The organism is Arcticibacter sp. (genome assembly GCF_053551015.1).
Genome location: NZ_JBMQOB010000016.1, coordinates 283,883 through 305,329 on the forward strand (window position 1 = coordinate 283,883; position 21,447 = coordinate 305,329).

Below are 21,447 nucleotides of genomic sequence, written 5' to 3' on the forward strand. Positions count from 1 at the left end.
GTACTTGATTATATCTGGGCAGTAGAGGGGCATCATAAGGAGAGACTAAAACAAAAAAAGGGATACCCGGCAGAGCCGGATATCCCTCAGTATAGAATGAAGCAACTTTATTTGGTTGCCCGTTTGCGTTCGCGGTATCCTGCGAAACCGATTCCTCCGATGAGGAGGATCGAAGCGATCAGGGAAATATTCTCTCCAGCGTAGTATGATACCGGTTCAAATTTGAACTCCAGCGTGTGATTTCCGCCGGGAAGCTGTGCTGCACGCAGAATATAGTTTGCTCTGAAGTGCGGAATCTTCTCACCATCTACGTAAGCATTCCAGCCTTTATCGTACCAGATCTCCGCGAATACGGCGATCATATCTTTTCCGGCAGTATATTCGTATGTGAGGTGATCAGGATGATATTTAGTGAGTGTAATCTTCGCATTCGGGTCAGGAACTCCTGCTTTCTTCGTGTCGATCAGTGATTTGAAGCTTTCATCTACAATCGCTTCCTTCTTCGGATCAAAGCTGTTGATGCCCTGCATCTCCTCATCCGCATTCTTCACATAAAGAATATTGGATACGAACCAGGCGTTTCCGCAAGCCGTGCCCCTGTTCTGTATACGTTGGGACTGTCCCTTTTCGTCGTTTGTGATGACGTACTTGGTGTTCAGCATGTCCAGTACATCTTCGTTGATCGCATTGTTGAACTGCTTATCCAGAACTTCCTGGAAGCGCTTCAACTTTGCGGCATGATAGCCACCCACGGTCTTGTGGAAGTAAGAGGCGTTCGCGCTGGAGAACGTATTGATGGTCAGGTCAAGCACACGATAGTCGAGGCTTGGATCACGCAGGATCAGCTCATCAACCTGACGCGGCTGGAAACTCTGGTCCACTACGCTTTTGTCAACAAATTTATCATTGTTCAGGTAGCGGCGATCCACTCCCCACATGTCGATCAGGATGACGATCGCAAAAAGCGCGAAGACATATTCCTGCTTGATCGTTTTCTTGATCAGTGCCCAGATAAGGCCCGCTCCAACAAGAACAAATATCAGGGAACGTAAGGCATCTGCACGTGCCAGGCTGGTACGGTCTTCAATCAGCGCATTGGCCAGTGAATTCGCAAATCCCTGGTCACCTATCGCTTGGGTAAGCCCTTCTACCACCTGCTGGTGGTTGCTCGCCTTGAAGCTCAGGAATAAGCCTGGGAGGACAAGAATAAGCAGGATGATCCCTCCTGTAATGTATAGCGAATAAGAGGCTTTCTTGATTAATACCTTCGGGTCATGCTTGCCCGAAACAAGCTCCTGAACGGCCATAATAGCCAATACGGGAACAAGGAGTCCGGCAATAACCAGAATGGATTCGACAGCGCGGAACTTGTTGTATAGCGGGAAATAGTCGAAGAAGATATCGGATATGAAAGGCAGGTTCTTTCCAAAAGAGAGGAACAAGCTCAATACGGTTGCTGCTACTATCCACCATTTCAGTCTATCCTTGACAAGGAAGAGTCCCAATACAAAAAGAAGGCACACAATGGCTCCGAAGTAATACGGGCCGGATGTAAAAGGTTTATCTCCCCAGTAGGTATTGATAAGCCCAAATTGTTGCAGCTGTTGAACGGCACCTTCAACCTGATCCTGAGGGATGCCCCTTGTCGCGAGTGTTTTCGCAACTTCAGAATCTTTGTCCAGTCGGTGGCCAGACTCGCCACCATAGGCATTTGGAATAAGGAAGGTGATGTTTTCACCCACACCCTGGCTCCATGCGTATGCATAGTCGCGTTCCAGACCGGTAGACGGTTTTCCTGCGCTGGCATCCTGGCTCAGGTTAGATTTTCCACGGATCGTCTCTTGGCCGTATTCGTATGTTACCCACAGCATGCTGGCATTTACGGCAACAGCGAGCAGAACGGAGGCTACGAGATAACTAATGGATTTGCAGTAGGCCTGCAGAGTTTTGTTTTTATAAGCGTGATATAGCTCGATGCCGGCAAGGATCAGAAGGGCGAGGAACAGATAATAGGTCATCTGAATGTGGTTAGCCCTGATCTCCATAGCCAGGAAGAATGCGGTAATTACAGAACCCCAGATATATCTTCCCCGGAGGGTTAGCAATACCCCGGCTACAATCGGCGCAAAGAAAGCGATAGCAAATGCTTTATTGGTGTGCCCCGCTTCGATAATGATAAAGTTATAAGAAGAGAATGCAATGGCGATGGCACCCGCTGCGGCAAGCAGGGGTTTTACGCGGAGGGCGATGAACATCAGGTACCCGCCCAAAAGATAGAGCAATACGTTATATACCGGGTTCGGGAATACCGCGCTGAAGAAAGATACCACATAGGTGGTTACATTCTTCGGGAATTGAGCCCAGATCTGGTAAGCCGGCATACCGCCAAACATGGAATTGGTCCACAAAGGAGCTTTTCCGTCCTCTGCCTTATATTTCATGATTTCGCTCTGCATAGCTTTTGCCTGCATCACGTCACCCTGGTAGAGGACTTTACCCTGAAGTGCAGGGCTGAAATAGATAAAGCATAATACTATAAAGAGCGCAATGATGGCCAGATGTATGCCATTTCGTTTAAACCAGTTACTCATTCTATCTTTTAATTGGAGACCAAAAATAGAACTTTTTAGGGTATGGCAAATAGCTTATCTGGAATAGTGCCTATTTTAGCTCTTCGAAGTCGATGAAATCGCCGGCTTTATCTGCCGCACGCGCTTCTTTATCTTTTGGAGGGATAAAATCGATACTGATCTTGCCGTTGGAACGGGGTTCTGAACGATATTGCTGCTGGCCGCTAAATGGCTGCTGGTTGTATGAGGTGGTAAACTTTTCCTGCGCTTTAGTTACCATTTTCTTGAAAAGGAACGGCAGTAACAGCTTGGCTATCATTCGTAGAAGCCACATCACGCAGATCGTTATCAGTAGAAATTTGAGTAGTGCTGTCATAGTTTAAATACAAATATGACGAATAAATAGTTGAATTATTACAAGTGTAAGCTAACATTTACATTTTGAAGACCGTGATCAGTCCTCATCCTGCTCCGGAATGTTAGCCACACGGCCAATCTGTCCATCCTCCAGGCGTACCTTTATTCCGCGGGAATGATGTGCTGCACTGGTTAGCAGGTTCTTCACGATTCCTCTTGTCAGCGTTCCGCTGCGTTGGTCCTTTTTCAGGATAATGTCCACCTCAAGTCCCGGGTATATATCTTTTCTGTTTTGTCCGTTCATGTTCTATTTTGTTTTTCCAAATCGTTCATCCATCATCTTTTCGAGGGCAAACATCTCGTCTCGCAACTTGGCTGCCATCAGGAAGTCCATATCCTTCGCAGCCACCATCATGTCTTTTTTGCTCTTCTCGATCGCCTTCTTCAGTTCAGCCTTCGACATGTACTGCACGATCGGGTCAGCCGCAATGCTTACCGCTTCGTCTATGCCGGTATAGACTTTCTGTACTCCACCCTTGAAATCAACCACTGATGTCTGTTCAATAATGGCTTCTTTAGATTTGCCTACAGTTCTCGGGGTGATGCCATGCAGTTCATTGTACTGAATTTGTTTTTCCCTGCGCCGGTTGGTTTCATCTATCGTGATGCGCATACTGTCGGTAATATCATCGGCATACATGATCACCCGGCCGTGGTCGTTTCGTGCTGCACGTCCTATGGTCTGGATCAGCGAACGGTGGGAACGCAGGAAGCCTTCTTTATCAGCATCCAGAATGGCAACCAGAGAAACTTCAGGAAGGTCAAGCCCTTCTCTCAGTAAGTTGATCCCAATGAGAACGTCAAATTCTCCCAGACGTAGTCCGCGGAGTATTTCCACGCGTTCCAGGGTTTTAACTTCTGAGTGTATATAGCGTACCTTAATTCCGAGGCGGTCCATGTATTTGGCCAGTTCTTCCGACATCCGTTTGGTAAGCGTGGTAACCAGCACCCTGTCACCCATCTTCACCGTCTTATCTACTTCATCAAGCAGATCGTCGACCTGGTTGACAATCGGACGAATATCGATAGGCGGATCAAGAAGTCCTGTGGGACGTATTACCTGCTCGACGACAACACCGTCTGATTTCTCTAGCTCGAAGTCGCCCGGTGTAGCACTCACATAGACCGTTTGCGGGGCAAGTCTTTCAAATTCTTCAAAGTTAAGCGGCCGGTTATCGAGTGCAGCCGGCAATCTGAACCCATAATCAACAAGGGCCATTTTGCGCGACCGGTCGCCACCATACATGGCGCGGATCTGTGGTACCGTCACGTGACTTTCGTCGATGACCATCAGGTAGTCGTCCGGGAAGTAATCCAGCAGACAGAAGGGGCGCATTCCGGGAGTACGGCCATCGAAGAATCGCGAGTAGTTCTCAATACCACTGCAGTATCCGAGTTCCCTGATCATTTCCAGGTCGTAGTTGACCCTTTCTTCCAGGCGTTTGGCTTCCAGAAAGCGCTGGTCATCTACCAGCTGTTTCTTGCGTACCTCGAGCTCTTCCTGAATGGCCCAGATAGACTCTGTTAAGCGCTCACGTGGCGTGACGAAGAGATTGGCCGGGTAGACCACCATGTGCGTCATCTTCTCCAGGGTCTTTCCGGTAGCCGGATCAATCGCTGTCAACTCTTCGATGTCGTCACCGAAGAACGATATGCGGTAGGCATGGTCGAGATATGCAGGGTAGATGTCTACCGTATCTCCCTTAACACGGAATGTTCCGCGTTTAAAATCGGCAGTTGTACGTGCATACAGGATCTCCACAAGCCTGTGGAGGAAGGCGTTCCGGGTAATTCGTGTTCCTACAGCAAAGCGGAAAACCGAGTTGTTGAAGTCTTCCGGATTTCCCATACCGTAAATACAGGATATGGAAGAAACGACGATGATATCACGGCGGCCCGACATGAGCGAGGAGGTCGTCCTCAACCGTAGTTTTTCTATTTCTTCATTGATCTGAAGGTCTTTTTCAATATAGGTGTTGGTGGTTGCTATATAGGCCTCCGGCTGGTAGTAATCGTAATAAGATACAAAGTAGTTAACAGAATTTTCGGGGAAGAACTGTTTGAATTCTCCGTAAAGCTGTGCTGCAAGGGTCTTGTTGTGACTAAGAATCAGAGTTGGCTTCTGAGTCTGCTCAATCACGTTTGCTATGGAGAAGGTTTTACCTGATCCCGTTACCCCTAGCAGGGTTTGATAGTTTTCTCCTCCGCGCACCCCTTCTACTAACTGTCTTATCGCCTCGGGCTGATCACCCATCGGCTGATAATCCGATATTAATTTAAAATCCATCAATTCAAAAATACATATTATCGACGTCAATATCCAGCAGGGCTTTGGATCCCCTGATATATTTACTTCAAATCAACCTAATATTATTGTTCGTCTTCTAAAATCAGTAATTTTGAGGCCATGTTTATTTTAACCAAAGATTCCACTATCGGCAATAATTTTCTTGCGGAACTGCGTGATGCTCAGATCCAGCAGGACAGCATGCGCTTCCGCAGAAACATCGAGCGTTTAGGTGAAATATTCGCCTACGAGATCAGCAAGACACTTGAGTTTGTCGAGACCGAGTTTGAGACTCCTCTGGGTACTGCGTCGGTGCAGGTAATTGAGAATTACCCGGTGCTGGCCACCATCCTGCGGGCTGGATTGCCACTGCATCAGGGACTGCTTAACTTCTTTGATCGTGCCGACTCTTCCTTTATTGCGGCATACCGTAAAACGGGTAAGGACGGCAAGTTTGTGATCCAGAAGGAGTACGTAAGCGGACCTAACCTGGATGGTAAGGTCGTGATCGTTTCAGATCCTCTGCTGGCTACCGGACAGAGCATGGTGCTTACCTGCAAAGAATTGCTTGACCGGTATAAGATTAAGCAGCTTCATATCGTTTCTTTAATAGCCAGTACAGAAGGGGTGGCGCATGTAAAGGCGAACCTTCCGCGTGCACGGCTCTGGTTAGGTGATGTAGACGAGGAGATGACGACCAAAGCTTACATCGTACCGGGACTAGGGGATGCAGGTGACCTGGCCTTTGGAATTAAGGATTAATTTACTTCATGAAATACAATCATATATTTTTTGATCTCGATCATACGATCTGGGACTTTGATAAGAACGCAGAAGAGACACTTCAGGAACTCTATCTTTCCTATTCGCTGAAGGAGCTGGGAATAGGCTGCGTGAATACCTTTATCGAAAAATATACGTACCATAATCATTCCCTGTGGTCATCTTACCACCTGGGGCATATCACGAAGGAGCAGCTGAGGGAAGCGCGTTTCAGGAATACCTTTGAAGATATGGGTGTTTGCGGGGATCTGATACCCGAAGGGTTTGAGGATGTCTATGTTCGCACCTGTCCCACGAAGACTAATCTCTTCCCGAAGGCCCATGAGACCCTGTCTTATCTCTCGGGAAAGTACAAGCTTCATCTGATTACGAATGGCTTCAGGGAGCAGGCCCGGACGAAGATCGAGCTATCGGATCTGGGTAAATACTTCGATACCGTTGTTATCTCTGAAAATGTGGGAGTGAATAAACCGCACAGTGGGATATTCGATTATGCCCTGAATGGAGCGGGTGCTACTACAGCTGATAGTGTAATGATCGGAGACAGCATCGAAGCCGATATCAGGGGCGCGATGGGAGTGGGTATGGATGCCATATTCTTCAACCCAGGAAAACTTCCCCTTCCGGAGGACGTAAAGGTAGAGATTCATCATTTGGAAGACTTACTGGAAATCTTATGAGTCTTCAGGCCAGTGCATCGTCCATTAAGGATGCCATAGCAACGTACCTTGCCTGGCTAAAAGAAATAGATGAGGAGGAATTTATCAAGTCTCCCCCCGGCGGCGGCTGGTCCTACTCGGAAGTATACTGTCACGTTATACAGGTAAACGTGAGGTCTATCCTCGGTGTCGAGAGATGTATTTATGCAAAGGGGCCTCGTTCTGCTTCTGGACCGAACCTGGTGGCCAGGCTGATCTTATATATGGGACGCTTCCCGCCGATCAAGATTAAAGCGCATCAGAAAGTTTCTTCCATCGTAAAAACACTGAGTAAAGAGGAGGCCAAAAATGACATGCTTGTATTTTGCAATAAGCTTCAGGATCTACTTCCTAAACTCATGAAAGTGCCTCAGCATCAGCGAACACGACATGCACGTCTGGGGATGCTGAACTGTGAGGAATGGCTCAAGTTTATCGATATTCATACCCGCCACCATCTGAAGCAGTTAGAAAGGATAAGAAAAAGTTCCTAATATTGCCTATTATTCAGGGACCGCCCGCATGATCAATCAGTTCAGAACAATCAATCCCGTTAACATTCTCATTCTGCTTATAGTCGCCGTACTGATAAGGGTGGGAGTGATATTTAATTTGCCGGCAACACTGAATGTGTCGCTGGTTGAGCCGTATACCGGCGTGCTGCTGAAATTGCCGGCCGATTTCTTCAGTCCTTTCAGCAGTGTTTTCTACGCGGTGATCATTTCTGTGGGACAGGCACTGATCCTGAACCGCGTGGTAAACAGTTATAACCTGTTGCCGAAGCCTACTTTTCTGCCGGCTCTGATGTATGTGACCCTCACTGCGCTGATCACCCCTTTTATTGTATTGAGTCCTGTCCTGATAGCCAACTTCTTTTTACTGTGGCTGATTGAGAAGTTTCTGAGCATCTACCGGAAAGATAATGTCATCGCTGTTGTGTTCGACATGGGAATGATCGTTGGTGCCGGTACGCTGGTATATTTCCCTTTTATAGCGATGCTGCCTTTGTTGTGGATCGTCCTGCTCATCTTCAGGCCTTTTAACTGGCGGGAGTGGGTATCCGGGATCATCGGCTTTCTGACGATATGCCTCTTCCTGGCGGTGTTCAATTATCTTAACGATTCATGGGGGGTACTTTCGAGAACAGCTTTCCCTTTTGCGACAGCCTTCCCGGATGACTTCCGGATTAACCTGTATGACTATACGGTGCTGGTGCCGGTTATCGGTCTTTCGTTCCTGTCCTTCCTCACCATCAGTCAAAAGCTGAACAGGAGTAATGTGCATGTGCGGAAATCATATCTGACCTTGTTGTTCATGTTCATTTTTGCTGCGCTGTCGTTCTACATCAAGTCGGATTACAATATCTACCATTTTGTTCTTACATTGCCGCCTCTGTCTATCTTTCTGGCGCACTACTTTATCTCAGCGCAGAAGCGATGGTTCTACGAATCGCTTTATGTTTTACTGATTGGCTGTATTGTATATTTCCAGATCTTCTAAGTGCGCCTGCCACATTAACCTTTTTTAACAAATGAGTCACCGCCAAGAATCAAAATTTAGATAGTTTTGTGATATGAGATTCAGGTATGGTGCGCAATTTTCAAGGAGCTGATGGTCAACCTGGTCATTGATATAGGGAATACCTTCACGAAAGCGGCCCTGTTTCGCGGACGCGACTTGGAGGAGATCCGGGTATTCCGGGAGAACAGCAAAGAGGAGATCCGCAAGTTGCTGCTGATCTGGCCTGTTGAAAAAGCGATTATCTCGTCGGTGAAAGATGACGCGAAAGACTATGAAGAGATCTTCGAAGGGCGTGCCCAACTGATCCGCTTTTCTGCTGCCTGCTCCCACCGCATTGACAACCGCTACAAGACGCCTCATACGCTCGGGCTTGACAGGCTGGCGGCGATCATTGGAGCGGAAGCGCGCTATCCGCAGAGCAACTGCCTCTGTATTGATGCAGGTACCTGCATCACGTATGATTTCATAAATGCGCAAAGGCGTTATTTCGGAGGCGTTATTTCACCCGGGCTGCAGATGAGACTGAAATCCATGCATACTTTCACCGAAAGATTGCCTCTGGTGGAAATGGATGAGAATTTCGATAGTGCCTATGGGGGAGACACGAGGGAAGCTATATTAGCAGGAGCGTTGACGGGTACCTTTCATGAAATGACAGGCTTTATAAATAATTATATAACAAGGTTTCCAGATCTTAGGGTGCTGATATGTGGGGGTGATGCGAATTTTTTTGTCAGTCGGCTGAAAAATAGCATCTTTGCGCACGTTGTAGAACCCGAGCCGAACCTGGTCCTTATTGGGTTAAACGAAGTTATTCATCAGTATAATGACAAAAATCTTTAAGAATATATTACTCGTATTGACAGTTTGCAGTGGACTGAGTGCCTCATCGCAGACCACGACAAGTTCCACTTACTCCCGCTTTGGGATCGGTGCACTTAATGGCTCGCTTATTCCGCAGAACCGCGCGATGGGCGGTATTTCTGCAGGACTTCGTAAACCAGGCTCTTATAACAACATCAACCTGGCGAACCCTGCGTCGTTTTCATCCATCCGGATGACCACTTTTGATGCGGGTATATCGTCAGAATATCTGAGCAGGAGCCGTGGAGGAGTGTCTGAAACAGATTTTACCGGTTCATTAGGTCACCTGCTTTTCGCAGTTCCAGTGAGCAAGAAGTCGGCGCTTAGCTTTGGTTTAATACCTTACAGCAGTCTTGGCTATCAGTCAAGACAGAGCACGAGGCTTGATACCACCGCTGTAGACTATGTTTACGGCGGCGATGGTGGCATTTCTAAGTTCTATATCGGATACGGTTTTCAGCTTGGTAAGCACCTGAGCCTTGGATTCAATGCCGGGTATCTGTTTGGAAAGCTGGAAGAAACACGCTCAGCCGAGTTTCCTAATGACTTCAGTGCGTATAACACACGCATCCAGGATAACAGCTCCGTTGGTGGTTTCAACTTTGACTACGGACTCCAGTACTTTGGTAACCTGTCGCCGAAAGTGAAGTTCACGCTGGGTTATACAGGTAGCTCAGGCCCGGATCTGGATCTGGAAAGAAGTACAGTAGCCTCACGCTACCTGAAGTCTTCTGAAGGTGAAGATGTGGCATCTGATACCACGTATATCAATGATCGGGGGAAATCAAAGATCACCCTGCCGATGATGCATACTGCCGGATTTGTGATTGAAAAAGTAAATAACTGGTTGATCGGTGCTGATTTTAAATACGGTAACTGGAAGGATTACAGAGAAGCCGGAGAGAACCCTGGTCTGAACAATTCATACGGTATTGCGATTGGAACTCAGATCACACCGGATATCAACTCTGTGGGAAGTTACCTGAAAGTAGTGGACTACCGTTTAGGCTTCCGATACGACAAGACGTATATGAACCTTAACAATACGGATATCAAGGATATGGCTGTAACGCTTGGCTTTGGTTTTCCTCTTCAGGCGAATCAAACGCGTACCACGTTTTACAAAGTGAACTTTGCAGCTGAACTGGGTCAGCGCGGACCGAATTCAGCATCGCTGGTTCGTGAAAAATACATCAACTTCCATTTAGGCTTCACACTGAATGATCAGTGGTTCAGAAGGTATAAATTTGATTAACGTTGAAAGTAGTCAGAAGCTTGGCATTTGCTTTATTGGTGACATCGTTCCTTCTGCAGTCCTGCGAGAACGATCTCAGGGATGTGGAGAAGATATCCGCCGATAACAGTCTTTTGCCTGTCGACAAGTCTTATGGCGTAGAGGTAATCTACAGTGACTCTGCCGTGGTGAAGGCCAAAATGCTTGCACCTCAGGTTGACCGCTACAAAGACAAGAAGTATGACGAGATGGTCAAAGGCGTCACGCTCATATTTTATGACGAAAACCAAAAAGAAACCAGCAGGATCGTATCCGACTATGCAATAAGAAGAGAAGGTGAGGGGCTTGTCGAGCTTAGAAAGAACGTGGTAGCGACCAATACGAAGGGAGATGTCTACAAATCAGATGAACTGATCTGGGACGAGAAACAACGGAAGTTCTATTCTAACAAAATGGTCCAGGTTACGCAGCAGAATGGAAACGTTCTATTCGGAACCGGCTTTGAAAGTGATGAGACTTTTAAGAAATCCAGAATCTTCAATGCGACAGGGACCTTTCCGTCGGGAGCTGGTTTAATGCAGTAAAGTATGAAGTACATCTAACCAGTATTTTGTATTCGTATATTTTTGTAAAAATTGTATCTTGCGCCCTCTTTTTAAGGAGAATAATTTAGTTTGAATATGGGAATAATGAGTTTCTTGCGAAACCGTGCCGGGTATATCCTGGTAGGAGCTATAGGTTTCGCAATTGTTGCATTTTTGATTGGGGATGTTGTGCACTACGGAGGATCATTCATGAGCGGAGACCGTACCACTGTTGGTGAGGTTGCCGGTGAAAAGATCAACTTCGATGAGTTCAAAGCCCAGGTAGATCGGAACGAGGCGAATTTCAAACAACAAATGGGACAGGCTACCCTGAATCCTCAGATGGCATCTTATGTTTTGGAGAACACCTGGAATCAAAAGATTTCTGAAGTGTTGCTGAATAAAGAAGTGGAGAGACTTGGACTGACTGTGGGTGAGCAGGAACGTGAAGACATGGTATCCGGCAAAAATCCAGATCCTGAGATTGTTCAGGCTTTCGGAAATCCGGAGACAGGACAGATCGACAGAGCTCAACTGAACGCTTTTCAGAATAATCTGAAAAATCAGGATCCTAACAGCCCGGCCCGTCAGCAGTGGGTAAACTTCATGCTGGCTATTCAACGTAACCGCTTATTCCAGAAATATAACAATCTGGTAAAAAACAGCATTTATGTGACTTCTCTGGAAGCTCGTGAGGAGTATTCTCAGCGTAACAAGCTGGCTAACTTTAATTATGTTAGTCTGGAATACTCATCTATACCTGATAGTAAGGTTAAGCTGACAGACGGAGATTACTCTGACTACTATAACGAGAACAAGAACTTGTTCCTGAACAAAGAGGAATCACGCACGATCGAGTACGTTGCATTTGATGCAAGTCCTTCAAAAACTGATACTGCGGAGGCATCTCAGGCAATCAATAGAATTGCGGCTGATTTCAAGGCGACACCAAATGATTCTTTATTTGTAAGCATCAACGCTGATACCAAGATGCCTCTTACTTATATGAAAAAGGGACAACTTGAGCCAGCATTAGACTCAGCTATATTTAATGCTTCTGTAGGTACCGTTGTCGGTCCGATCTTCTCGAACGGATCTTATAAGTTAGCAAAGTTGGTAGATAGCCGCATGAGTCCTGACTCAGTTAAGGCCAGTCACATCCTGATCAGCCCGGCTACTGAAGGAAGTCCTGAAAGAGCGAAGGCTAAAGCAGATTCAATTTACAACGTGATTAAGAACGGCGGTAACTTCGCTGAGCTTGCTTCCCGTTTCGGTAGCGATGGAACAAGAGAAAAAGGGGGAGATTTGGGAACTTTCGCAAGAGGTTCGATGATTCCAGCTTTTGAAGAAGCCGTGTTCAACGGAAAACCAGGAGACCTGAAGGTAGTGACTACCCAGTACGGAACGCATGTGATCCGCATCGACAAACAGGTTGGTTCTTCAAGAGTAGCTAAAGTAGCCATTGTTGATAAGACAGTAGCCGCCAGCAGCCAGACGCAATCACTGGCATTCTCTAAGGCTTCGTCTTTCCTTTCTAATGTGGATGACGAGAAGTCATTTGAAGAGCGCGCTAAAAAAGACGGCGTAACTAAACTGCTTGCAGAAAACCTGACTCCGTCTCAGTCTAATATTCCGGGAGTGGAAAATCCACGCGAATTAGTTCGTTGGGTATTTGAGGCGAAAGAAGGAGATATCTCTGATAAAGCATTCGAAGTAGGAGACCGCTTTATCGTTGCCCGTTTGAAAGATGTTCGTGAGGAAGGCATACTTCCACTGGAGAAGGTTAAAGCTCAGATCGAGCCTGTAGTAAGAAACCGCGTTAAAGCGAAGATGCTGGCTGAAAAGCTGGAAGGAGCACTTGCTGGTGCATCATCTATCAACCAGGTCGCATCGAAAGTAGGTCGTCCGGTAACTCCTGTACAGAATGTGGTATTTGCCAACCCAGTTCTTCCGGGCGTTGCTCAGGAAAACAAAGTAGTAGGTACTGTATTCGGACTTGCACCAAAGAAGCTGTCTAAAGTGATCAGAGGTGAGCAGGGTGTTTATGTGGTTCAGGTAAATGGATTCACTAATCCGGCACCTTTAACCAATACGATCAACCAGAAACAACAGCTTGCCCAGGCGCTGGATCAGCGTGCACAAGGTCAGGTACTGGAAGTACTTCGTGATCTGGCAAAAGTTAAAGACTACAGACTGCGTTTCTTCTAAGAGAATCAGCATATCATATACAGGGAATCCCGGAGAGTTATCTTCGGGATTTTTTATTTTAGAAGGTACTGGCTAAAACAATATGCCGTTTCAAGTTTTTACTTTAGACTTATAACAAATCGTGAAACAAAGACGACATTTGTTCTTTGGATTATAAAATGGATATACAGGAAAATATAGTAAACCGGGTTGCACTGAGTGGATTGATCAGTTTCGATCCCGCAGTTCTGTATCCGGAAGGGGAGCGGACAGTCTACGACATTAAGGAGAATCTCTTTCATGGACTGCTCCTGCGTGAAAAGGATTTCAGGGAATTTATTAAGCAGCATGACTGGAGTCAGTATCAGGGCAAGCACGTTGCGCTGACCTGCTCGTCGGATGCCATTGTGCCGACCTGGGCTTATATGTTGCTTGCCAATAAAATGCAGCCTTATGCCTCTACCGTGGTGTTTGGATCAATGGATACTCTGGAAGCTGTGTTGTTTGACAGGGCTATTCAGGGTATCGATTTCGAACAATACCGCGATCAGCGCGTTGTGATCAAAGGCTGCGGAGATATACCAGTGCCGGTTTCGGCCTATGCCGAGTTAACGCGGAGGCTCAGCAGCGTGGCAAAAAGTATCATGTACGGGGAACCTTGCTCTACCGTACCTATTTTTAAGCGTAAAGACTAATAATAAGCATGAAGAGATTGTTGATGGTTTTACCACTCGTCTTGTGGATCACGGGGACTTTCTCTCAAAGCCTTGAGTATCGGAAAGAGCCGGCCTTTAAGCCGGGCGAGGAGCTGAAATACCGGCTTCGCTATGGTTTTATTACCGCAGCTGAAGCTACTTTAAACGTTTTGTCGTCAGATACCAAGTTTGACAACCGTCCTGTCTACCATCTTTTGGCGCAAGGACGTACCGCAGCGTCGTTCAATTTATTCTATAAAGTCAGAAACCGTTACGATTCTTATATCGATCGTACGACGCTGCTGCCTTACCTCTATACGGAAAATATCCGCGAAGCGAACTATCGCCGGGAGGATCGGGTCAGGTTTAATCAGCAGACGAACAAAGTGACCGGTAAAAAAGGAACCTTTACGGGAAAGGACAAGACCTTCGATCTGGTATCGGCATTTTACTTTGCCCGAAGCCTTGACCTCGCTGGGATCAAGGTGGGTACGGTATTTTCGATTCCTTATTTTCTGGATGATGAAGTATCTGAACTGAAGATCACTTATGTGGGGAAGGAGCAGGTGAAGACAGCGATCGGTACGGTAAACTGTCTCAAATTCAATCCTTCTATCAAGCCTGGACGGATATTTAAAAAGGATAGTAAATTGTATCTGTGGATTACCGACGACGGTAACCGGATACCGGTAAAAGCACAGGTGGAAATTCTCGTGGGTTCTGTGACGCTTGAGCTTACTTCCGCAAAAGGACTCCGATATTGAAAATAGGCTGTTTTTCTGATCATTTATTCCGACCTTTGCGCTCAAATTCAGAATGATATGTTAGAAGTACAGCAAACCCTGGTGCATGAGGACGTTATAAGTGAGGATTTTGTTTGCAATCTGGATAAGTGCAAGGGTGCATGTTGTGTAGAGGGAGACTCGGGCGCTCCGCTTGAGATGTCGGAATTAAAAATTCTTGAAGAGATTTATCCTTTGGTTAAACCCTATATGACGGAGAAGGGTATCGAGACTATTGAGCGTACCGGTACCTGGGTCAAAGATTTTGAAGGCGACTATACCACCCCTTGTGTGAATGATCATGAGGAATGTGCATATGTGATGTGGGAAAACGGCATCAGTAAATGTGCGATCGAACGAGCTTACCTCGATGGTAAGATCCACTGGAAAAAGCCGATCTCCTGTCATCTGTATCCTATTCGTATTACGGCTTATCCGGAGTTCGATGTGTTGAACTACGATCGTTGGCATATATGTAAGCCTGCCTGCACCTTTGGTAAGGAGCTGAAAGTTCCGGTTTACCGCTTTTTGAAGGAGCCACTGATCCGGAAATACGGTGAAGAATGGTATGCAAATCTTCAGCTCTCCGTAGAAGGCACGGAAACTTCAATATAAAAAAAGCCTCAGATCACTGATCTGAGGCTTTTTCTTTTGGGTATGTCTCTTTATACAGTTGTTTTGATGGACAACTCTTTCATCTGCGCATCTGCGATGGTAGAAGGGGAGTCGATCATGACGTCTCTTCCCGAATTGTTTTTAGGGAAGGCAATCACGTCTCTGATTGAATCAAGCCCTGAGAAAATAGAAACCAGACGGTCAAATCCAAAGGCGATACCACCATGTGGAGGGGCTCCGTATTCGAAGGCATCCATCAGGAATCCGAATTGCTTTTGAGCTTCTTCTTTCGAGAATCCGAGATGTTTAAGCATCAGGGCTTGTAAGGTGCGGTCGTGGATACGGATGGATCCGCCACCGATCTCTGTTCCATTGATAACCAGGTCATATGCGTTTGCTCTTACGTCTCCCGGATGGGTATCCAGCATCGCGATATCTTCCGGCTTTGGGGAAGTGAAAGGGTGGTGCATGGCGTGGTAGCGGCTGGATTCCTCATCCCACTCCAGCAATGGAAAGTCGATCACCCACAGTGGAGCGAACTTGTTCTTATCGCGAAGACCAAGGCGGCTTCCCATTTCCAAACGAAGTTCATTCAGCTGCTTTCTTACCTTATCTGTGTTGCCGCTCAGGATCAGGAAAAGATCTCCGGGTTCACCCTGGAATGCTGCTGACCATGCTTTCAGATCTTCTTCGCTGTAGAACTTGTCGACTGAAGATTTCAAGGTACCGTCTGCATTGAAGCGGCAATATACCATTCCGGTTGCGCCTACCTGAGGGCGTTTGATGAAGTCTGTCAGCTCATCCAGTTGCTTGCGTGTATAATGTGCGCAGTTTTTAGCATTGATGCCGACAACGAGCTCTGCATTATCAAATACAGGAAAGCCTTTTCCTTTGGCAACTTCGTTGAGCTCTACAAATTGCATGTCGAAGCGAGTGTCAGGCTTGTCTGATCCATAAAGGCGCATCGCATCTGCGTAAGACATGCGTGGGAAATCTCCGATCTCCAGGCCTTTTACTGTTTTGAAAAGGTGAGTGGTCAGTCCTTCGAATATATTCAGGATATCTTCCTGCTCGATAAAGGCCATCTCACAATCGATCTGTGTAAACTCAGGCTGGCGATCTGCGCGAAGGTCTTCGTCACGGAAACATTTTACGATCTGAAAGTAGCGGTCAAACCCGGAAACCATCAGCAATTGCTTGAAGGTTTGAGGAGACTGAGGAAGTGCATAGAATTCTCCGGGGTTCATACGGCTTGGCACGACGAAGTCTCTTGCACCTTCTGGCGTCGACTTGATCAGCACAGGTGTTTCAACTTCAAGGAAATTCTGGTTGTCGAGGTATTTTCTGATTTCCTGTGCCATCTTGTGACGCAGAATCAGGTTATTGCGGAGTGGAGCGCGTCTGAGATCCAGGTACCGGTATTTCATGCGCAGGTCATCCCCACCATCGGTCTCATCTTCGATAAGGAAGGGAGGAAGCTTGGCTGGATTCAGCACTTCCAGCGCAGAAACCTTTAACTCGACATCTCCAGTAGGGATCTTTGGATTCTTGTTGGAGCGTTCAACTACGGTTCCGGTAACCTTAATGACGTACTCGCGGGAGACCTCACGTGCCTGAGCACAAAGATCTTTATCCTCATCCATATTGAAGACAAGCTGCGTGATACCGTATCTGTCGCGGACATCAATAAAGGTCATTCCGCCAAGATCACGCGACTTCTGCACCCATCCGGCCAGGATAACTTCTTTACCTAAATCATTAAGATTTAATTCACCGCAAGTATTCGTTCTATGCATAAAAGTTTTTGTTAGACCTGCAAAAGTAATTTTTTTGAATGTAGTAACGGTTCATTACTTCAATTTCGTGAAAATACTCAGGAGGGTATGTATATGATGATTGTTTATATGTTCAGATGTGTCATTCCACGTGGAACTACTTCAAATCCCCTTCGAAGACGTATTCGGCGGGGCCTTCCAGATAAATGTCGGAAAACTGTTCTCCGTCATACCGGAAGCGGATGTTGAGATTGCCTCCCAGTACTTTTACCCGGGTGGATATATCGCCGGTCTGGTTTTTATCTTTAGCCATGGCGAGCGCTACTGCCGTAACTCCTGTGCCGCAGGCAAAGGTTTCATCCTCTACGCCGCGCTCATAGGTGCGCACGAAATAGTGATCGCCCATTTCTTCAACGAAATTGACGTTGATACCTTTGTCCTTATATATAGGGTTGTTGCGAATGGAACGGCCTTCAGATGTGACGTTCTTTTCTGCCAGTTGAGTTGTGCTAAGTACATAGTGCGGAGATCCGGTATTCAACACGTATGCTTCACCGTCTGATGTGACCGTATTGACATCGATCATCTGTAAGCTGACCCAGTTTCCTTCTTCTGAAACTTTGGCATAATGGGGACCATCTACTGCCAAAAAGTTCGTTTCTGATCCGATTACTCCAAGATGTCTTGCAAATGCAACTATGCAGCGGCCGCCGTTCCCACACATGCTGGAAGGCTGGCCATCTGAATTATAGTAAACCATTTCGAAATCGTAGCCTTCTTTCTGCTGTAGAAACATCATTCCATCGGCTCCGATGCCGAATCTTCTGTCGCAGAGAGATGCTATCCAGGCTGGATTATCGTGGTTGATGGCCTCATTTCTATTGTCAACGAGAATAAAATCATTACCTGCCCCCTGGTATTTGTAAAAGTGCATCTTCATTGGTGTTGTCATTCAATTCATTACAAGATTACAAAAATAAGATGATAAGCCTTTCGGTAAAACCGAAAGGTTGTTTGAGATGTTTAACATTTTTTAACACTGCTCTACACATCGATGGCTTGCATTTTCCGTTTAAGTGGTATTACATTTGATGATGTAAACACAAGAAATAGATGAATATGAAAAAAATAGGTATAACACTTTTAACGGCCATTGTAGGTGGGGCGGTTGCGATAGGCGGATATAAGCTTATCGAAGACAAGAACGCCGGAAAGATGGGAATTGAAGAGAGACAGAAGGTTTTTTTCACCAATAACCCCAGCAGTGTATCCTCTGCAGGAGATGTAGACTTTGTTCAGGCGGCAGCAGCGGTTACTCCGGGCGTTGTACATATACAGACAGAGTATGGAAGCAAATCGGGCTCAAGATCCCGGGGGGGTGAAGGAGGCGGCGATCCGTTTGAGGAGATGTTTCGTGACTTCTTTGGCAGTCCAAGAGGGAATGCGCCTAGTCAGCCTACCCGTGCATCAGGCTCGGGAGTTATCGTGACAGATGACGGATATATTGTAACCAATAATCACGTTGTGGAGAACGCTGATAAAATTGAAGTAATCCTGACCGACAACCGTTCTTTCGAAGCCAAGGTGATCGGGCGTGACCCGAATACTGACCTGGCCTTGCTTAAAGTTTCTGCTACAGGTTTACCGGTGGTGAAGCTGGGGAACTCAGATAATGTTCAGGTTGGAGAGTGGGTGCTTGCTGTAGGTTATCCGCTAACCTTGAATACGACTGTTACGGCAGGTATTGTAAGTGCAAAGGGCAGAAGTATCGGTATTCTGAATGAACAGCAGGCGGAGCCGAGAAGAGGATATGGAAACCGTGAGCAGGGACCTTCGGTAAGTTCGGCGATCGAGTCCTTTATTCAGACTGATGCAGCCATTAACCGGGGAAACAGTGGAGGTGCACTTGTTAACACCCGCGGGGAGCTGATCGGGATCAATGCCGCGATTGCTTCGCAGACCGGATATTATGCAGGATACGGTTTTGCGATTCCTGTAAACCTGGCCAAGAAAATCATGGATGACTTCATCAAGTACGGAGCTGTTAAACGTGGTTTCGTAGGAGTGACTTTCCAGGAGCTGAATGCAAGTATTTCGAAGGAACTGGGTCTTAATGAAATCAGTGGACTGCTGGTCAACTCTGTAGTTGAAGGAGGAGGTGCTGCCGCAGCGGGTATGAAGAAAGGGGATATTATTACGAAAGTTGATGGTAAGAAGATAATGTCTTCTGCTGATCTTCAGGAAAGAGTAGGTCGTCTGCGTCCTGGCGATAAAGTGCAACTGAGTTATTTACGCGAAGGCAAGGAAAGAACTGCAGCAGTAACGCTGAAGGGCGATGATCAACTGAAGGTTGCGAAAAACACCAGATCAGTAACTGAGATCTATAATACGCTTGGTGCGAGCTTCAGGCCAGTAACCGATGCGCAGAAGAAACAATACAGGATCAATGGAGGCCTTGTTGTAACCGATGCCCGAAGAGGTGGATTGTTTGAAGGCTATGGAATTGACAGAGGAACAATTATTACGAGCATCAATGAGCGTCCTGTAAATAAGGTAGAGGACATTGATGCAGCTTTAGAAGCTAGCAAAAACAATATGCTTCGAATTAATGGCATATCGCCGGATGGATCCAGGGTGATGATGACCTTCCCTTTGGCTGACTAATAATAGTATATATATATATATGTTTAAGCCCTCTGCATAGCAGAGGGCTTTTTTTGTGGTATAGGGAGGACGAACAGGGCTATTTTTTTGAAATTAGATTATTAGTATATTGACTGATAATTAGCGACTTATAACTAGGTATTTTCAAGCGTATGAGAGTAGTCATTTTGTCACTGGCGCTACTGTATTGTATTTCGGTAAGTGCGCAGAATACAGAAGGAATCAAATTTGAAAAGGGTCTTAGCTGGGCGCAGCTGAAGCAAAAAGCGAAGAAAGAGAATAAGTATATATTCCTTGATTGTTTTACAACGAGTTGTGCACCATGCAAGCTGATGGACAAGAATGTTTTTACCACCCAGGCAGCCGGCGACTTCTTTAATGCCAACTTCATAAATATAAAGCTGCAGTTTGACCAAACCAATAGTGATAACGAGGAGGTGAAAAGCTGGTATAAAGATGCAAACGAATTTAAAACAGCATATGGGATCGAGGTCTTTCCGACTTATCTTTTTTTTGATTCAAATGGAATCGTGGTCCATAAGCTTTCGGGATCTGAATTGGTGGTTGACAAATTTATTGCCAAATCGAAGGTGGCATTAGACCCGAAGTCGCAGTTTTACACTTTAAAGTTACAGTTTGACGCAGGACGTAAAGACGCGCGATTTCTAAGGTCATTGCTCAGAGCTGCTGAATTCGTGGGAGAGAAAGAGACATATTGTTCTATAGCGAACCGCTATCTGTCTGCTCAGAAGGATCTTTTAACTGAAGATAACCTGCGGCTTATTGCGGGGAGTACCATGAAAACTTCAGATGTGGGGTTTGAGGTTCTCAGGCAACATTCTGCAAAGGCGGACCATTATTTGGGTACAGGTATATCCGCAAGTATGGTTAGGGGGTTGATTATAGACGAATTGATCGTTCCTATGCTCCGCAATGGAGGAACTGTTAAAAGAAACGGTGGTATGGAAATTTTTACCGGGTCCCCTAATGAGAATGTGCAATGGGATACGCTGCGTACTAGTATTGCAGTGTACTATCCGGAGCTGGCTGATGAACTGACCCTGGCTTCGAAGATTATGTATTATCAGTGGAAAGAAGATTGGCGGACTTTTGGAAAGTCGCTATCCGCATTTGTTGCCGGATATAGTAATAGGATCAGCAGCGATAAACTATCTGAATATGCTTGGGCGGTCCTTAATGCTCCGTCTGAAACTGGGTGTGTGGAAACGATGGCGAGCAGGATGGGGAAGGTCGCTGTTGAAAGTGGAGGCAATGCAGGGCATTGCTATTGTGAGGCAATGCTGCTATATAAGGCGAATAAGAAAGAGGATGCAATAGCTAAAATGAACCAGTTAATAGCAAAAGAGAATGACGCTAGCGGTCAGTTAAGCTCTTTATTGGCGAAGATGAACAAGGGAGAGAAAATATATTAAAACTATTTTCGACCTGTGTTGTTATTTAACGGCCTGATTGACAAATAGTGAGAAATGAAAAGTCAAAAAGTTCCACCTTTTCACAAAATAAAAGCACGAAAGACTTGCAAGGAATAGGAAAAGTTCCCATCTTTGCAGTCCCAAAACGAACGAGGGATTACGAAGCGCAAGGCAGAGTGAGAGTGATTGAAGAGAATAAAAAGAAGGAAGAAAAAAAGTTCAACTTTTTTTTGGAAATATCAAAAACCTTCTTACCTTTGCAATCCCAAATCGGGGGAACAAAAACCAAAAGGCGCGACGCCTGGAGGCATTGAAAACAAGATCGTTAAGCAGTGAAT

At 46.1% G+C, this 21,447-nt stretch carries 19 protein-coding genes; 13 read left to right on the forward strand and 6 right to left on the reverse strand.

The genetic code is table 11. The features are described 5' to 3' along the window. Window positions 1–107: 107 nt before the first annotated feature. From ACO1NU_RS11195 to uvrB, 4 genes are all read right to left on the reverse strand, one after another. The gene (locus ACO1NU_RS11195; RefSeq protein ID WP_448818565.1) at window positions 108–2,591 is read right to left on the reverse strand and encodes a YfhO family protein; all 2,484 of its coding nucleotides are present in this window, start codon (window positions 2,589–2,591) and stop codon (window positions 108–110) included. 70 nt (window positions 2,592–2,661) lie between these two features. Beyond that, on the reverse strand, window positions 2,662–2,946 hold the full coding sequence (locus ACO1NU_RS11200) for a DUF4834 family protein (protein ID WP_448818566.1): 285 nt from the start codon (window positions 2,944–2,946) through the stop codon (window positions 2,662–2,664). A 78-nt stretch (window positions 2,947–3,024) separates the two neighbouring features. Continuing rightward, complete coding sequence (locus ACO1NU_RS11205) at window positions 3,025–3,231, reverse strand: YwbE family protein (protein WP_448818567.1); 207 nt, start codon at window positions 3,229–3,231, stop codon at window positions 3,025–3,027. Window positions 3,232–3,234: 3 nt separating this feature from the next. Beyond that, window positions 3,235–5,274 (reverse strand): excinuclease ABC subunit UvrB, encoded by a 2,040-nt coding sequence (gene uvrB, locus ACO1NU_RS11210; protein ID WP_448818568.1) that lies wholly within the window; start codon window positions 5,272–5,274, stop codon window positions 3,235–3,237. A 120-nt stretch (window positions 5,275–5,394) separates the two neighbouring features. On the opposite strand from uvrB, the gene upp reads away from it, so the two are divergent. The 11 genes from upp to ACO1NU_RS11265 all read left to right on the forward strand — a co-directional run bounded on the left by upp (window position 5,395) and on the right by ACO1NU_RS11265 (window position 15,237). Further along, the gene (upp, locus tag ACO1NU_RS11215) at window positions 5,395–6,036 is read left to right on the forward strand and encodes a uracil phosphoribosyltransferase (protein WP_448818569.1); all 642 of its coding nucleotides are present in this window, start codon (window positions 5,395–5,397) and stop codon (window positions 6,034–6,036) included. A gap of 8 nt (window positions 6,037–6,044) precedes the next feature. Next, window positions 6,045–6,737, forward strand: coding sequence for a YjjG family noncanonical pyrimidine nucleotidase (locus tag ACO1NU_RS11220; RefSeq protein WP_448818570.1), 693 nt, complete (start codon window positions 6,045–6,047; stop codon window positions 6,735–6,737). Then, the gene (locus tag ACO1NU_RS11225) at window positions 6,734–7,249 is read left to right on the forward strand and encodes a DinB family protein (protein ID WP_448818571.1); all 516 of its coding nucleotides are present in this window, start codon (window positions 6,734–6,736) and stop codon (window positions 7,247–7,249) included. Before ACO1NU_RS11220 ends, ACO1NU_RS11225 begins: the two co-directional genes overlap by 4 nt. A gap of 28 nt (window positions 7,250–7,277) precedes the next feature. Next, on the forward strand, window positions 7,278–8,255 hold the full coding sequence (locus ACO1NU_RS11230; RefSeq protein ID WP_448818572.1) for a DUF6427 family protein: 978 nt from the start codon (window positions 7,278–7,280) through the stop codon (window positions 8,253–8,255). 111 nt (window positions 8,256–8,366) lie between these two features. Continuing rightward, entirely contained in the window at window positions 8,367–9,119 is a 753-nt protein-coding gene (locus tag ACO1NU_RS11235) for a type III pantothenate kinase (RefSeq protein ID WP_448818573.1), read from the forward strand. Further along, the gene (locus ACO1NU_RS11240; RefSeq protein WP_448818574.1) at window positions 9,103–10,395 is read left to right on the forward strand and encodes a hypothetical protein; all 1,293 of its coding nucleotides are present in this window, start codon (window positions 9,103–9,105) and stop codon (window positions 10,393–10,395) included. Before ACO1NU_RS11235 ends, ACO1NU_RS11240 begins: the two co-directional genes overlap by 17 nt. Window positions 10,396–10,397: 2 nt before the next feature. Continuing rightward, window positions 10,398–10,958: an LPS export ABC transporter periplasmic protein LptC gene (lptC, locus tag ACO1NU_RS11245; RefSeq protein ID WP_448818575.1), complete on the forward strand. Its 561-nt coding sequence runs from the start codon at window positions 10,398–10,400 to the stop codon at window positions 10,956–10,958. A 105-nt stretch (window positions 10,959–11,063) separates the two neighbouring features. After that, on the forward strand, window positions 11,064–13,166 hold the full coding sequence (locus ACO1NU_RS11250; protein ID WP_448818576.1) for a SurA N-terminal domain-containing protein: 2,103 nt from the start codon (window positions 11,064–11,066) through the stop codon (window positions 13,164–13,166). Between the two features lie 158 nt (window positions 13,167–13,324). Then, complete coding sequence (locus tag ACO1NU_RS11255) at window positions 13,325–13,840, forward strand: DUF2480 family protein (protein ID WP_448818577.1); 516 nt, start codon at window positions 13,325–13,327, stop codon at window positions 13,838–13,840. 8 nt (window positions 13,841–13,848) lie between these two features. Continuing rightward, complete coding sequence (locus tag ACO1NU_RS11260; protein ID WP_448818578.1) at window positions 13,849–14,604, forward strand: DUF3108 domain-containing protein; 756 nt, start codon at window positions 13,849–13,851, stop codon at window positions 14,602–14,604. Between the two features lie 57 nt (window positions 14,605–14,661). Continuing rightward, entirely contained in the window at window positions 14,662–15,237 is a 576-nt protein-coding gene (locus tag ACO1NU_RS11265; protein ID WP_448818579.1) for a DUF3109 family protein, read from the forward strand. A gap of 50 nt (window positions 15,238–15,287) precedes the next feature. Here the strand turns inward: ACO1NU_RS11265 and aspS are convergent, their stop codons facing one another. Further along, on the reverse strand, window positions 15,288–17,033 hold the full coding sequence (gene aspS / locus ACO1NU_RS11270; protein WP_448818580.1) for an aspartate--tRNA ligase: 1,746 nt from the start codon (window positions 17,031–17,033) through the stop codon (window positions 15,288–15,290). 136 nt (window positions 17,034–17,169) lie between these two features. Next, window positions 17,170–17,952 carry a diaminopimelate epimerase gene (dapF, locus tag ACO1NU_RS11275; protein ID WP_448818581.1) on the reverse strand — a complete coding sequence of 261 codons (783 nt, stop codon included), beginning with the start codon at window positions 17,950–17,952 and terminating at the stop codon, window positions 17,170–17,172. 179 nt (window positions 17,953–18,131) lie between these two features. Between dapF and ACO1NU_RS11280 the strand changes: the two genes are divergently transcribed. Both ACO1NU_RS11280 and ACO1NU_RS11285 read left to right on the forward strand, forming a co-directional pair. Continuing rightward, window positions 18,132–19,676 (forward strand): Do family serine endopeptidase, encoded by a 1,545-nt coding sequence (locus ACO1NU_RS11280; RefSeq protein ID WP_448818582.1) that lies wholly within the window; start codon window positions 18,132–18,134, stop codon window positions 19,674–19,676. 152 nt (window positions 19,677–19,828) lie between these two features. Further along, the gene (locus tag ACO1NU_RS11285) at window positions 19,829–21,109 is read left to right on the forward strand and encodes a thioredoxin family protein (RefSeq protein ID WP_448818583.1); all 1,281 of its coding nucleotides are present in this window, start codon (window positions 19,829–19,831) and stop codon (window positions 21,107–21,109) included. Window positions 21,110–21,447 lie beyond the last annotated feature (338 nt).